This window comes from Yersinia sp. J1 (assembly GCF_050586585.1).
GTDB classification, from domain to species: Bacteria; Pseudomonadota; Gammaproteobacteria; order Enterobacterales; family Enterobacteriaceae; genus Yersinia; species Yersinia entomophaga.
In genome coordinates, this window is record NZ_JBOBDP010000003.1 from 234,713 (window position 1) to 248,376 (window position 13,664).

Here is a 13,664-nt window from a genome sequence, read left to right on the forward strand (position 1 = left end):
CATCCTGCGCCAGATCATGCGTCTTCGGATTTTATGCAGGCGAATAGATCGGTTGTGCGCTAAAATCTGCACACCGTCTATTTGTATTACTTATTGGTTCAACTGATAAATAACTTCACTATGACTGATTCAATGCAACAAACACCTAACGTTGGCGCCTTACGGATTAGACGTGGCCATTTCATTCGAACCCTGATTAATCGCGATAAAACGCCGATTGTTATTTTGGTCATGGCGGGCGTGGTTGGTGTCATTACCGGTTTGCTCGGCGTCGCTTTCGATCGTGGCGTCGATTGGGTCCAACAGCAACGCTTTGCGGCGATAGGGCAGGTTGCAGATTACGCCATTTTGGTGTGGCCGCTGGCTTTCATCCTATCTGCAGTGTTGGCAATGGTCGGTTACTTTTTGGTTCGCCGCTTTGCCCCAGAAGCCGGTGGCTCTGGCATTCCTGAAATCGAAGGCGCGCTGGAGGAAATGCGCCCGGTTCGCTGGTGGCGGGTGATTCCGGTAAAATTTATCGGTGGTCTGGGTACTTTGGGCGCTGGCATGGTGCTGGGGCGTGAAGGGCCAATGGTGCAGATGGGGGGCAACACCGGGCGAATGGTGGTGGATATTTTCCGACTCCGTAGCCCGGAAGCGAGACATTCTTTATTGGCAACCGGCGCCGCAGCCGGGTTATCCGCCGCGTTTAATGCACCGCTGGCGGGGATTCTGTTTGTTATCGAAGAGATGCGCTCTCAGTTCCGCTACAGCCTGGTTTCGATTAAGGCGGTATTTGTCGGCGTGATTATGTCGACCATTGTTTACCGCTATTTTAACGGTGAAAAGGCGCTGATAGACGTTGGCCGTCTCGGCGATGCGCCGTTGAATACCCTTTGGCTGTATCTGACACTGGGGGTTTTGTTTGGTGCGGTGGGTGTAGCGTTCAATGCTTTGGTATTCCGTACTCAGGATATGTTTATGCGTTTCCACGGCGGAGACTGGCGTAAACTGCTGATGATTGGCGGGCTACTGGGCGGTATGTGCGGGCTGCTGGGGGTCATTCAAGCTGAAACCGTCGGCGGCGGCTTCTCGCTAATTCCTATCGCGGCAGCGGGAAATTACACCATCGGTATGCTGCTGTTTATCTTTATCGCTCGAACGATCACCACTTTGTTGTGTTTCGGCTCTGGTGCGCCGGGCGGCATTTTCGCACCGATGCTAGCATTGGGCACCATGTTAGGTACCGCTTTTGGTCTATCTTGCGGCCACTTTTTCCCAGAATATAATATTGAAGCAGGGACTTTTGCTATCGCTGGAATGGGGGCATTATTTGCCGCATCCGTCCGTGCGCCCCTGACCGGCATCGTTTTGGTGTTGGAAATGACCGATAACTACCAACTTATTTTACCGATGATAGTGACCTGTCTGGGGGCGACGCTAATTGCCCAATTTATGGGCGGTAAGCCATTGTATTCTGCCATTTTAGCCCGTACCTTACAGCGTCAGGAACAGGCGGCAGAAGCGGCAAAAGCCAGTGAAACGGCGGTTGAAACAGGTAAATAAAATATATCATTTACCGTGAATACTTGAACCCATTACTCAGGTATTAGATAATTGCCACATAGATCAGGCTGCCATTGTAGTGACCTGCAACTCGAACACCGGTTGGGAGTACAGAGTATGAGCGACGAAACAGTATTGCCCCTGCAGTTTACCGAGGCAGCGGCAAAAAAAGTAAAACTGCTGATTTCAGATGAAGAAAATCCGAATATGAAACTGCGGGTCTACATTACCGGCGGTGGTTGTAGCGGATTCCAGTACGGTTTTACGTTCGACGACCAGATCAATGACGGCGATATGACCATTGAAAAAGAAGGGGTTGAGCTGGTGGTTGACCCAATGAGCCTGCAATATCTGGTGGGGGGCGCGGTGGATTACACCGAAGGTCTGGAAGGCTCACGTTTTATCGTGACTAACCCGAATGCCAAATCAACCTGCGGCTGCGGTTCTTCCTTTAGTATCTGATAGTTATCGCATCGATTTATTAATAGCGAAAAAAACCGCCTGCCTTTCGGTAAGCGGTTTTTTTATGTCCGACGTTCATCACTTTCGATTAGCGCTCTCTCGATCACCACTCTAACGTAATCAATTGAACAGGAATCTGCACATCGTTTGTGACCTCAGCATTCCGCAGTGTTACAGCGTCAGAACGCGTAATTTTGGGGGCATAACTGGCGTCTTTTGGGCAATTGACCTGCGGGTTTGGCCCGTCAGGGGTATGATTGGTCTCTGGTGAAATCTGGCATGCTGCGTACAGCTTCAGGCTGACAAAGATACTGCCATTCTGACTTTTTGCCAGTCCGGGCATAGCGAATAGCGCTAGCCAGGAAGTAAAAAAAAGTCGTTTCATAAAAAATTTATAGTTCGTTGGCCATCTTTTCGTTCAGACGGAAAGCACATTGAGTATCAGGTATCGGTCTGCTGCGAAGAAACTTGATGGCTGAAATCTGAATATAACTTAATCAGTGCTATGGGTCGTGATAATAAAAGCAGGTTAGGCAAAATCGTCGTAATGAAAAAGTAATATGTCATCACAGTATATGTTTAATTATCATGGTGTAAAAACCTGAAAAAACAAAGTGATAAATTAACCTAAAACGCTACGCGGAATACTATTTTTTATGACATGCCTGCATTTATCAGCCAAAGATTATAGCGCAATCGTAATATTAAAGCCCTATATAAATAAGCGTTGTAATGTAACTTTATCTCAAGTGATAGGAGGATATTATGAACATAGCTTTAACTATTGGTACACGTTCGGTTTTAGTTAGTGAAAGTCGCCTTGAACGAATGATTTCACAAGATAAAGACCATGCAACGCAGCTGGGATTATGGGATAAAATCATGGATTATTTCCGCCCAGAAAAAAAACAGGATGCAATGAATGAACTTTACAGGTTAACCCATGCTCATGGCACATCTGCCAGCATAACTCTACGAGATAGGGTAGAGATTTTTAATAAAATAAAATTGATGTCTGAGCCAGTATATAGAGATTTATTTAGAGTAGAGGACCACCCGAATAAAGATAATATTACTTTTTTTATTGGCGAGCAGGATATATATAGTCAAGACCGTCACTCTCTACTACTAGAAGAGCAACAGTTTCTTTCATATTTTAATATGAATAAAATCAATGCCGACCAGGATTTGAAAATAGATTTCATTGCAGCAATAAAAAGATATATTTCTGGTGATTTAAGAGTGCAGTGGAATAATGGTGGAGCTAAACAGATTTTTAAAGATATATGCAGAGGAACATATAATGTAGACGGGTTTAGAATGTCCGTTACTGATACCATTAGCTCAGAAGTAAAAGAAGCTCATCTGAAAAAATTTATTAATAAATTAACGGAAAAACAGGAAGAGGTTTTCAATATCGTGGGATCGCAAATTGGGCAAATTGCGCTGATTGATACCTTATTATCCTCTAAAAAACAGTTTTTTTTTCTTGGGAATCCGGACAAGCAAGCTGAGTTTCGCTTTGATGCAGAGAGTGGTGAGATTGAAGTCAGCCATCTTATTCAGCAGAATGTAAGTCATGAACATTTTATGGTGTTACGTGAACATTACTTTCAAGAAAACGCGCATTGGTATGATGGACTTAGTCTTAAAGCCACTTTTACTATTGCGGGGGATGGATCTGTCGATTGCACTAACTTCCATTTTTACAGTAAAGAATATGATGGAAACACTGATAGTCATCGTTCTGAGTAATCGGTCGAATATGCGTTTAAAAGCCACTGTATTTATGTGAGTTGATATGGTCAAAGTGGGAAGAGTATTTTCTGCCCTTTATGAGCCGGGGCAGGGGTAGATATTCGGAACTTTAAGACCGTTACTGCAAATGGAAGTCGTCCAGCATCAACGGGAGTTTTCGCGTGTTCTCGTTAATGCTGGGCTGAATGGATATTAATCTATTCAATCTCAAAGGTGGGCAATTTCAAGCGCCAGCGAATGGCAGCTAGCCGGATAGCCAGCGTGATCGCCATACCTAGCATCATAGCCTGTTGCAGCGGCATACCAAAAGTATGGTAGGCCGTGGCATGCGCAATGCCGCCAATAATACAGGCGGTGGCGTAGATTTCGGTGCGTAGAATCATCGGTATTTCCCGCGCCAATACATCGCGAATGATTCCTCCGCCCACGCCGGTAATCACGCCCATACAAATCGCCACCAGCGGACTGGCTCCGGCGGCAAAGGCTTTATTCACGCCGATGCCCACAAACACCGCCAATCCAATGGCATCCAGCACTGGTAGAATCCACTTTGGCGTCCGGCGCGGTTGGCGCACCAGCAAAATAGTCGCCAGACAGGTGATCATCGCTACCACCAGATCGGTGGGATCTTTTACCCAAAAAACCGGGCCATTAGCCAGCGCCATATCGCGAATGGTTCCGCCTCCGACAGCGGTCACCACGCCCAAGACCAATACGCCAAAAGGGTCCATCCGTAGTTTGCCCGCCAAGAGTACGCCGGATATGGCAAATACCGCCGTACCTAAAATATCCAGCCAGTAGACCAGCATTTGAGATTACTCCGCGACAGGGGATGAAATGCTGGCCAGTTGCTGGCACAGCTGTTGAGCGGCGAGCAGGATACGCGGGCTGGCGCGATTAAACCAGTCTTCATTGACGGCAATAACCGGGATATCGAGCTGCGGCTGCCAGAAGGCGCGAACCGACTTGATTTGCTCATCGCCACCGGCGATAACGATAGCCTTTGGCTGGCGGTTAAGTACCTGTTCACGGCTGATTTGCGGCCAGGGTACGCGGCTATCGGCAAAAATATTTTCGCCGCCGCACAACGCGACGACTTCACTTTGTAAGGTATGGCCGGACGTGGTGAACAGCGGCTGGGTGCCAAATTGCAGCAATACCTTCAGAGGCTGATTTTTTCCATAATGTTTTGCCAGCTCTGCTCTGCGTAGCCGAATTTGCTGCGCTGCCTGATGGGCTTTTTGCGGTTCAGGGCTGTATCCCGCCAGTTTATCCAGATCGTCGGCGATCTGCTCAATAGTGGTGGGATCGGAATAAAAAATGGGAATCCCGAATGATGCCAACTGGTCGAGCGGACGTTGGGCATTACCGCCGCGCCAGGCCAGAATCAGATCTGGCTTAAGCGCCAGTATTTTTTCAACATTAATCCCTTGCCAGGAAGCCACGTGCTCCAACTTTTTGGCCGCTTCAGGATAGTCGGAGTAATCGCTGACGGCGACCAGCTTATCTCCCAAACCGGCGGCGTAGGCCAGTTCGGTTGTGCTAGGAGCCAGACTGATGATCCGTTCGGCTCCCAAGGCGGGTATCGTCATTCCCAGGATCAAAAAGCCGCAGAATATGGCTCTGCGGCAGAATGTCGGTATTGAGCCTGATTTCATACTTACGCGCGCTGGGACAGCATTTTGAGCATAGCTTCAATCATCAGCGTCGATTGCTGAGCGGCTACCACCAAGAACTCATCGAAGCTCAGATGAGATTCTTTATCGGCAACGTCAGAAATCGCGCGCACCACTACAAATGGGATATTGAAGGCGTGACAAACGTGGCCGATAGCGGCGGCTTCCATTTCTACGGCAGCTACGCTCGGGAAGGTTTTACGGATACGAGCCAAAGGCTCTGCGCCATTGATAAAGGCATCGCCGCTGCAAATCAGACCGCGTACAGCATTAAGATTCAATTGCCTGATGCAGGTTTCAGCCAGTTCGATTAGGGCGTTATCTGCGGTAAAGGCCGCGGGGCAACCGGCCATTTGGCCAGCTTCATAGCCAAAGGCGGTGACGTCCGCGTCGTGGTAACGCACTTCTTCGGAAACCACAATGTCACCCACGTTCAGCGAGGCCGCCAGACCGCCAGCAGAGCCGGTATTAATGATGACGTCAGGCTGGCAATGTTCCAGCAATAATGTGGTGCCCATTGCCGCAGAGACTTTACCGATGCCGGATTTCAGCAGGGCAACCTCTACTCCATACAACTGGCCGGTGTAGATCTCACAGCCTGCGCGTGACAATGTCTGGCGGTTTTCGATCTTGTCGCGTAGCAGAGTAACCTCTTGTTCCATCGCGCCAATAATTCCTACTTTCATTTTGAATACTCGCTAATTTTTAAAAGGGGATAACCATGTTTTTCTCTGTCAGTAGGTTATCATTGTAGTGAGCTACAGGTAATGTGCAATGGCGTTGCGTCGCAGGTGAATGAAGGGTGCTACCGAAGGTGCAACCGTCAGGGGGAATGATGTCCGGGATCGACTTTAAGCAGAAAATCAGTTTTCAGCGTCCGTTTAGTCAAACGATTACCGCTGAAGATGAATATGACATTGTGCGCCAGTTTGAGAGCGATCGCGGGCGCATCGTCAATTCGGCAGCTATTCGGCGTTTACAGCAAAAGACCCAGGTTTTTCCGTTAGAACGTAATGCGGCGGTTCGCAGTCGCTTAACCCACTCGCTAGAGGTTCAGCAGGTTGGGCGGCACATTGCTAAAGAAATACTGAATCGCTTTAAACAAGATAAACGGATCGACGAATTAGGTCTGGATAAGCTACTCGATCCTTTTGAAAGTATTGTAGAAATGGCCTGCCTGATGCATGACATCGGCAACCCACCCTTTGGACATTTTGGCGAATCTGCAATCAATAATTGGTTTTCCCGCCGTATGGATCCCGCTAGCTGCGGATCAGAGCCGCAAACGCAGGATCGCTGCGAGGTTAGTTTTCTGCGATTGTCAGAAGGACAGCAGGAATTGAACCGGCTGCGCAGCCGTATTCGACAGGATCTCAGCCATTTTGAAGGTAATGCCCAAGCTATACGTTTGGTTTATACCTTGCTGAAGCTCAATCTGACTTACGCGCAGGTTGGCTGTATTTTGAAATATACCCGCCCGGCCTATTGGTCTGCGCCCTTGCCTCCCAGCCACAGCTATTTGATGAAAAAGCCCGGTTTCTATCTGGCGGAAGAAGACTATGTTGAGCGGCTGAGGCGAGAATTGAATATGGGAGAATTCGATCGCTTCCCGCTGACTTATATTATGGAAGCTGCCGATGATATTTCTTACTGTATTGCCGATCTGGAAGATGCGGTAGAAAAGAGCATCTTTACCGTGGAGCAGCTATTTGAACATTTGAAGAACGAATGGGGTGAGGTCGTACCCGGTGATTTGTTTGATAAAATAATTGGGAATGCGGCTCGTAAGATTGAACGAGTTCAAGGGCGAAGAAGTTCAGAAGATCAATTCTTTATGTATTTACGGGTATATACCGTCGGTAAATTGGTTCCTCACGCCGCTCAACGATTTATTGATAACTTATCTAGCGTATTTAATGGAACCTTTAATCAGGCATTATTAGAGGATTCAAGTCCAGCCTGCAAATTATTACAGATTTTCAAATCTGTAGCGGCAAAACATGTATTTAATCATCCGGAAGTTGAGCAACTGGAGCTACAAGGCTACCGGGTTATCAGTGGTTTACTGGATATCTACAGCCCGTTACTCTCTATGCCGCAGGCGGCTTTCGCGCAGTTGGTCGCGGAGGACAGTCATCGCGACTATCCAATTGAAACCCGCCTGTACCATAAACTTTCGATCAAGCACCGTTTAGCCTATGTTGAGGCGATAGAAGGTGTGAGTCATTTATCCGCCGAGCTGCGAGAGATTAGGGAATATTATTATCGGGCTAGATTGCTTCAGGATTACATCAGCGGTATGACCGATCTTTATGCCTATGATGAATATCGTCGTTTGATGGCGGCAGAATAAGTTTCTGCTGCCGTTCTATTATTTAATCTTTATTAGGTCGAGTTTTGTAAAGACGGTAAACAATTTTTACTATTACAGATTCAGTATTAATGAACTTAGGCTCTGACGACTACTCTTACTTTGCATGACTCGATTAGTTAGTCAAAACTATTAATTAACTTGTTATTTGTATATAGAGAGAAAGAGAACCGACCCATGAAAAAAACTACGTTAGTGTTAAGCGCATTGGCATTAAGCATTGGTTTCGCCATGGGGCCGGTCTCTGCCATTGCTGCAGAAACCGCCTCATCCAGCACCCAGCAGCTCCCTAGTCTGGCACCGATGCTAGAAAAGGTCATGCCATCGGTGGTCAGCATCAACGTGGAAGGCAGTGCTACGGTAAAAAGTGCCGGGATGCCAGACCAGTTCCAACAGTTCTTCGGCGGAAACTCGCCGTTATGTCAGGATGGTTCGCCTTTCCAGGGTTCACCGCTGTGTCAGGGCGGGCTGGGCGGTGGCGATGGTCAGCCAACTCAGAAAGAATTCCGAGGATTAGGCGCTGGCGTAGTGATTGATGCTGCGAAAGGCTATGTGGTGACCAATAACCACGTAGTAGAAAACGCGAATAAAATTCAGGTGCAGTTGAGCGATGGGCGTAAATTCGACGCCAAAGTGATCGGTAAAGATCCACGCACCGATATTGCCTTGATCCAGTTGAAAGACTTTAAAAATCTAACGGCGATCAAAATGGCCGATTCCGATCAACTGCGGGTGGGCGACTATACCGTGGCGATCGGTAACCCTTATGGATTAGGGGAAACGGCGACGTCCGGTATCGTTTCGGCGTTAGGGCGCAGTGGCCTGAACGTTGAAAACTACGAAAACTTTATCCAGACCGATGCTGCAATTAATCGTGGTAACTCCGGCGGCGCTCTGGTGAACCTGAATGGTGAACTGATCGGGATTAACACTGCTATTCTGGCTCCGGACGGTGGCAATATCGGTATTGGTTTTGCTATCCCAAGTAATATGGTGAAAAACCTGACGTCGCAAATGGTGGAGTTTGGCCAGGTGAAACGCGGCGAACTGGGGATTATGGGAACCGAACTGAACTCCGAATTGGCTAAAGCCATGAACGTGGACGCGCAGAAAGGTGCCTTTATCAGTCAGGTATTGCCGAAGTCTTCAGCGGCAAAAGCCGGTATTAAAGCCGGTGATGTGATTGTGACCATGAACGGAAAAGCCATCTCCAGCTTCGCCGCCTTCCGCGCTGAGATTGGCACACTGCCGGTGGGGAGCAAAATAGTGCTGGGCCTGCTGCGGGAAGGTAAACCGATTACTGTCGATGTCACGTTGGAGCAGGGTTCTCAGGCGCAGATCGCGTCTGGCAACATTTACACAGGGATTGAAGGCGCTGAACTGAGCAACTTTGATGCCGCAGGTAAGAAAGGCGTGAAGGTAGATAGCGTGAAAGAAGGTTCTGCCGCCGCGCGTATCGGCCTGAAAAAAGGCGATATTATTACCGGTGTAAACCAGAAACCGACGCTAAATCTCGGTGAGTTACGTAAAATTCTCGAGGCTAAGCCTTCAGTGCTGGCTTTGAGTATTCATCGTGGTGATACCGATATTTATCTGTTAGCACAGTAATTATCCGCGATTCGGGGCCAGAATATTTCGGCCCCGAATTTTACCTATCCCCGCTTAATTTTCCTTTGATTCAGGCGACGGCGGTTGGCCTATATGGCTTTTCGCAGCCTGAATGACATTCTCTATTTCATCGAGTAATTCCAGCCATTCTGGCAATAAATCCTGATTGTCAGCCTTCTGCCGTAGCTGTTGCTCAATATAGGAACACAGCCGTTTTAGTCTCGGGACGCCGCTGCACGCGCAGCTACCGTGCAATTTATGAATCAGATTCACGATATCCTCGTCGTCTGCGCCTTCCACAATGGCGTTGACCCGCTGTGTGACCTGTGGGAGAAACGCTAATAGCATGACCAACAGCTCCTGCGCCAAATCTTCTTTATTGGCGGCCTGACGAATAGCTAGCGGCCAGTTAATCGAATCTTCCCAGCCTGCAGGCCGCGGGGTCATTACCGTAGCAGATTTCTGAACGGTCGTTTGTTCATGCTGGTAAAAACGCGCCAGCGCCTGCGTCAGCCGGGTTTCATCAATAGGTTTAGCCAGATAATCAGCCATACCAAGCTTGAGAAACTGCTCCTGTTGGCCACTAATGGCGTGGGCGGTAACGGCAATTATTGGCGTATTAACATGATTAGGTAATTGATGAATTAACTCACTGGCGCGAATACCGTCCACTTCCGGCATCTGAATATCCATCAAAATCACGTCCAGAGCATGTTCGCGGGCGACGGCAATGGCTTTTTCAGCGCTTTCACACAGAATGGTTTCTTCAACCTGTTCTTCCAGCAGTGTGCCTATCAGTTTTAGATTCGCAGGATTGTCATCCACCGCCATTACACGCAGCGGCAGGCGCGGCTTTTTCGGTTCGTTTTCGTTTGGCGCGGGCAATGCTCGCGGATCTTCTTTCAACAACAGTGGCATCAGGCGATTGCTGGAAATCGGTTTCACCAGACAGGCTTTGGCACCTAACTGTTTTAACTGCTCTGCATCAACCTGAGACTGGCTTGGCAACGCCAGAATCACATGATCGGCAATTTTTAGCGCCGCTAACAGCTTATCCTGATGACCTGCCATATTCGTGCGGAAAGGAATCGGAACGCCGACTAGCAGGAAATCGTAGTATTTATCCGGGAGTTGGGCCAGCGTCGGGCTGTGAGTCACCCGCAGAGGCGTAATGCTCAACATATCCAACGTGGCCTGCGCTGCCGCCGGATTCCGTTCGATATAGGCTAAATGCTTGCCGGCGAGCTGTTCCATGGTTGGCTGGCGATAGACCATGCCTTCGTTGAGATCTAAAGTGATATGGAAACGGAAAGTTGAGCCACGATTTAACTCGCTACGGAAGCTAATATCGCCGTCCATTTCTTTGACCAGACGCTCGGTTATTACCAAGCCAAGCCCGGTACCACCGTGGCGGCGGGAAATGCTGGCATCGGCCTGGCGGAAAGCTTGAAACAGCTGAGACTGCTGCTGTTCGGAAATACCGATGCCGGTGTCCTGAATCTCCACCGCCAGCTTAATTTGTCGGGCGGTTTGCGATAGCAGACTTACGTGGATATCTACGTTACCATTTTCGGTAAACTTGATGGCATTGCCCAGCAGGTTGGTCATGACCTGCTGCAAGCGCATAGAGTCGCCTACCACCTGTTCTGGCACATCATTATTGACGTGCAGCGTCAGTTCCAGCCCTTTCTCATGTGCGGTGTGAGCCAGCAAAATAACGACTTCATCCAAGGTTTCACGCAGCGGGAATGGAATATGCTCCAACACCAGCTTTTCGGCCTCTAGCTTGGAGAAATCCAGTACGTCATTGATGATACACAGCAGATTATTGGCCGAGCGCTGGATGGTTTGCAGGTAATCTGTTTGAGTTGGCGTCAGGGAGGTTTTCAGCGTCTGGCGGGTGAACCCGATTACGCCATTAAGCGGCGTGCGTAATTCGTGGGACATATTGGCCAGAAACTCGGATTTAATTCGCGCCGCTTCCTGCGCCCGTTTCTTCGCCAGACCCAGTTCCACGTTCTGGATTTCCATCTGTTCCAGCGTTTCCCGCAGATCTGAAGTGGCCTGATCGATATTCTGCTGCATTTCCTCGTGGTAGGCCGCCAGCGACATCGCCATCGAGTTAATGCCGTTTTTCAGGATATTCAATTCTCCCAGCATGTGTCCTTCTACCCGACTATCCAACTGGCCGCGCCGAATCCGGTCTACGGTATTCACCATATTACGGATAGGGCCGGTCACATCGCGCATCAGACGATAGGCAAACAAAATGGCAATACACAGGCAGAACAACAGCAATAAAGTAGAGATAAACACTTCTTTATATTGCTGAAGTCGTACGGATTGTAAATCTAGATCGATGGCAATATAACCCAGCGGACGGTTGCTAATATTGGCTTCTGGTGGCCGGTCACTGGAGATATTATATTCCGAGACAATGGGCATTCTTAAGATTAACGAATCCCCTCGGTAGGTCAGCATCAAAGAACTGGGGATCGGAATATTATTCGTCAACCTTAATTGTGACGAGTTGTAATTATAGTTAGAAGTGACAAAAAGATTATTATCTGCGTCAAAAACGGTAATTGAACGCACAATATTTGAATGGCGGCGATGTAACAGATTAATTAACTGTCTGACGGTATCTCGATTACGGAACGTCATTCCATATTCACTGGCAACCGCCAGCGGTTCGATAATACTGGTTCCTGCGTTAACTACTTGGTTTTGCAGTTCATTATATCGATGCACCATAAAAGATGTACTGAGTAATAGCCCAAGCAGAAGCGTGGGAGCTAAGATTAGTATCATCATGCGCGCGCGAAGACTGTATTTGGTCATGGTATTCCAATGTGGGAGAATTAGCAGCTTACGAAAACCAACGCATACTCATCAATAATTATGGCGCAATTCTACTCTCCAAACCGCCGTGTTACGACCCGGCAAATGATAACCGTGACTGCTGACGACCTGGATCCTTTAGGGCAGGGCGTTGCACATTATCAAGGTAAGGCCATTTTTGTCCCCGGTATGCTACCCGGAGAGCAGGCCGAGATACAGTTAACTGAAGAAAAACGTCAGTTTTCCCGCGGAAAGCTTCAGCGTTTACTGAAGCCCTGCGCCGAGAGAGTCGCCCCCCTTTGCCCACATTTTGGGACCTGCGGTGGCTGCCAGCAGCAACATGCCGATACCCACTTACAGCAGAACAGCAAGGCGGCTCACCTGCAACGCCTAATTGCGCGAGAAACAGGCGTAACCGTAGAGCCAGAGTCTGTCATCTGCGGGACTGAATACGGTTATCGACGGCGAGCGCGTTTAGGGTTGTACTACCAACCTAAACAGCAGCGTTTGGTCATGGGTTTTCGCAAGGTCGCTTCCCACGATTTGGTGGCGATAAAAACCTGCCCGGTACTGCGACCAGAGCTCGAGCGCCTGTTAGCGCCGCTTTATCGCTGTTTGTCAGAATTGCGTGCCGTTAAACGCCTGGGACACGTAGAATTGGTGCTGGCCGATAATGGGCCGTTGCTGACGCTACGTCATCTTGATAGCTTGAGTACCGCCGATCGCGCCGCGTTACTGGCTTTTTCTCAGCGTGAGCAGGTCGCGATTTATCTGGCTCCCGACAGCGATCATATTGAGCGTTTAAGCGGCGAGGAGCCTTACTATCAGATAGAAGGTCTACGCTTAGCGTTTAATCCGCGCGATTTTATTCAGGTCAATGCCACGGTAAATGAGAAAATGGTGGCGCAGGCGCTGGAATGGTTGGATGTGCAACCGAATGAGCGCGTTTTGGATTTATTCTGCGGTATGGGTAATTTTACTTTGCCGTTAGCGCGTCATGCCCTACAAGTTGTGGGTATAGAAGGAGTTGCGACACTGGTGGCTAATGGGCAATATAATGCGCAGATTAATGGTTTAGCTAATGTTTCGTTCTTTCATGAGAATTTAGAGGACGAGATCGATAAACAGCCTTGGGCGAGCCAAGGTTTTGATAAAATATTGCTGGACCCGGCGCGGGCAGGTGCGGCCGGGGTCATGTTACATATAGTGAAGCTGGCGCCGAAACGGGTGGTATACGTGTCTTGTAATCCCACCACCTTGGCACGAGATAGCCACGTGCTGATCGACGCCGGTTACCGTCTTGCACGTGTGCGAATGTTAGATATGTTTCCGCACACGGGGCATCTTGAGTCAATGGCGCTGTTTATACAGCAGGAGCCACTGGCCGCTGAGTAGGGAGAAGT

At 48.8% G+C, this 13,664-nt stretch carries 11 protein-coding genes; 6 read left to right on the forward strand and 5 right to left on the reverse strand.

The window, feature by feature from the left end; translation table 11 throughout:
• Positions 1-120 precede the first annotated feature (120 nt).
• Both clcA and erpA read left to right on the forward strand, forming a co-directional pair.
• Positions 121-1,545 carry a H(+)/Cl(-) exchange transporter ClcA gene (gene clcA / locus ACQ4OC_RS08080; RefSeq protein ID WP_064516500.1) on the forward strand — a complete coding sequence of 475 codons (1,425 nt, stop codon included), beginning with the start codon at positions 121-123 and terminating at the stop codon, positions 1,543-1,545.
• A 117-nt stretch (positions 1,546-1,662) separates the two neighbouring features.
• Positions 1,663-2,007 (forward strand): iron-sulfur cluster insertion protein ErpA, encoded by a 345-nt coding sequence (gene erpA / locus ACQ4OC_RS08085; RefSeq protein ID WP_049601291.1) that lies wholly within the window; start codon positions 1,663-1,665, stop codon positions 2,005-2,007.
• A 103-nt stretch (positions 2,008-2,110) separates the two neighbouring features.
• Here erpA and ACQ4OC_RS08090 read toward each other — a convergent pair whose 3' ends face one another.
• On the reverse strand, positions 2,111-2,392 hold the full coding sequence (locus tag ACQ4OC_RS08090; RefSeq protein WP_064516502.1) for a hypothetical protein: 282 nt from the start codon (positions 2,390-2,392) through the stop codon (positions 2,111-2,113).
• 380 nt (positions 2,393-2,772) lie between these two features.
• Between ACQ4OC_RS08090 and ACQ4OC_RS08095 the strand changes: the two genes are divergently transcribed.
• Positions 2,773-3,762 (forward strand): hypothetical protein, encoded by a 990-nt coding sequence (locus ACQ4OC_RS08095; protein WP_120805258.1) that lies wholly within the window; start codon positions 2,773-2,775, stop codon positions 3,760-3,762.
• Positions 3,763-3,962: 200 nt separating this feature from the next.
• Here the strand turns inward: ACQ4OC_RS08095 and ACQ4OC_RS08100 are convergent, their stop codons facing one another.
• The 3 genes from ACQ4OC_RS08100 to mtnN are packed head-to-tail and all read right to left on the reverse strand — an operon-like array spanning position 3,963 to position 6,127.
• Positions 3,963-4,574 carry a TRIC cation channel family protein gene (locus ACQ4OC_RS08100; RefSeq protein ID WP_064516506.1) on the reverse strand — a complete coding sequence of 204 codons (612 nt, stop codon included), beginning with the start codon at positions 4,572-4,574 and terminating at the stop codon, positions 3,963-3,965.
• Between the two features lie 6 nt (positions 4,575-4,580).
• Positions 4,581-5,423 carry a vitamin B12 ABC transporter substrate-binding protein BtuF gene (btuF, locus tag ACQ4OC_RS08105; RefSeq protein ID WP_064516508.1) on the reverse strand — a complete coding sequence of 281 codons (843 nt, stop codon included), beginning with the start codon at positions 5,421-5,423 and terminating at the stop codon, positions 4,581-4,583.
• A gap of 2 nt (positions 5,424-5,425) precedes the next feature.
• Positions 5,426-6,127: a 5'-methylthioadenosine/S-adenosylhomocysteine nucleosidase gene (gene mtnN, locus ACQ4OC_RS08110; protein WP_064516510.1), complete on the reverse strand. Its 702-nt coding sequence runs from the start codon at positions 6,125-6,127 to the stop codon at positions 5,426-5,428.
• Positions 6,128-6,276: 149 nt separating this feature from the next.
• Here mtnN and dgt point away from each other — a divergent pair, with 149 nt between their 5' ends.
• Together dgt and degP are read left to right on the forward strand one after the other, a co-directional pair.
• Positions 6,277-7,794 carry a dGTPase gene (dgt, locus tag ACQ4OC_RS08115; RefSeq protein ID WP_064516512.1) on the forward strand — a complete coding sequence of 506 codons (1,518 nt, stop codon included), beginning with the start codon at positions 6,277-6,279 and terminating at the stop codon, positions 7,792-7,794.
• A 195-nt stretch (positions 7,795-7,989) separates the two neighbouring features.
• Positions 7,990-9,420, forward strand: a complete 1,431-nt coding sequence (gene degP / locus ACQ4OC_RS08120) for a serine endoprotease DegP (protein ID WP_064516514.1) — start codon at positions 7,990-7,992, stop codon at positions 9,418-9,420.
• Positions 9,421-9,474: 54 nt separating this feature from the next.
• Here the strand turns inward: degP and barA are convergent, their stop codons facing one another.
• Positions 9,475-12,261, reverse strand: a complete 2,787-nt coding sequence (gene barA, locus ACQ4OC_RS08125; RefSeq protein ID WP_064516516.1) for a two-component sensor histidine kinase BarA — start codon at positions 12,259-12,261, stop codon at positions 9,475-9,477.
• A 60-nt stretch (positions 12,262-12,321) separates the two neighbouring features.
• On the opposite strand from barA, the gene rlmD reads away from it, so the two are divergent.
• A complete protein-coding gene (gene rlmD, locus ACQ4OC_RS08130) occupies positions 12,322-13,656 on the forward strand; it encodes a 23S rRNA (uracil(1939)-C(5))-methyltransferase RlmD (RefSeq protein ID WP_064516518.1) in 1,335 nt (444 codons plus the stop codon).
• The last annotated feature ends 8 nt before the right edge of the window (positions 13,657-13,664 follow it).

Coding starts and splice junctions, on each gene's coding strand:
- clcA (WP_064516500.1), top strand. CDS start 121: ATGACTGATTCAATGCAACAAACACCTAACGTTGGCGCCTTACGGATT.
- erpA (WP_049601291.1), top strand. CDS start 1,663: ATGAGCGACGAAACAGTATTGCCCCTGCAGTTTACCGAGGCAGCGGCA.
- ACQ4OC_RS08090 (WP_064516502.1), bottom strand. CDS start 2,392: ATGAAACGACTTTTTTTTACTTCCTGGCTAGCGCTATTCGCTATGCCC.
- ACQ4OC_RS08095 (WP_120805258.1), top strand. CDS start 2,773: ATGAACATAGCTTTAACTATTGGTACACGTTCGGTTTTAGTTAGTGAA.
- ACQ4OC_RS08100 (WP_064516506.1), bottom strand. CDS start 4,574: ATGCTGGTCTACTGGCTGGATATTTTAGGTACGGCGGTATTTGCCATA.
- btuF (WP_064516508.1), bottom strand. CDS start 5,423: ATGAAATCAGGCTCAATACCGACATTCTGCCGCAGAGCCATATTCTGC.
- mtnN (WP_064516510.1), bottom strand. CDS start 6,127: ATGAAAGTAGGAATTATTGGCGCGATGGAACAAGAGGTTACTCTGCTA.
- dgt (WP_064516512.1), top strand. CDS start 6,277: ATGTCCGGGATCGACTTTAAGCAGAAAATCAGTTTTCAGCGTCCGTTT.
- degP (WP_064516514.1), top strand. CDS start 7,990: ATGAAAAAAACTACGTTAGTGTTAAGCGCATTGGCATTAAGCATTGGT.
- barA (WP_064516516.1), bottom strand. CDS start 12,261: ATGACCAAATACAGTCTTCGCGCGCGCATGATGATACTAATCTTAGCT.
- rlmD (WP_064516518.1), top strand. CDS start 12,322: ATGGCGCAATTCTACTCTCCAAACCGCCGTGTTACGACCCGGCAAATG.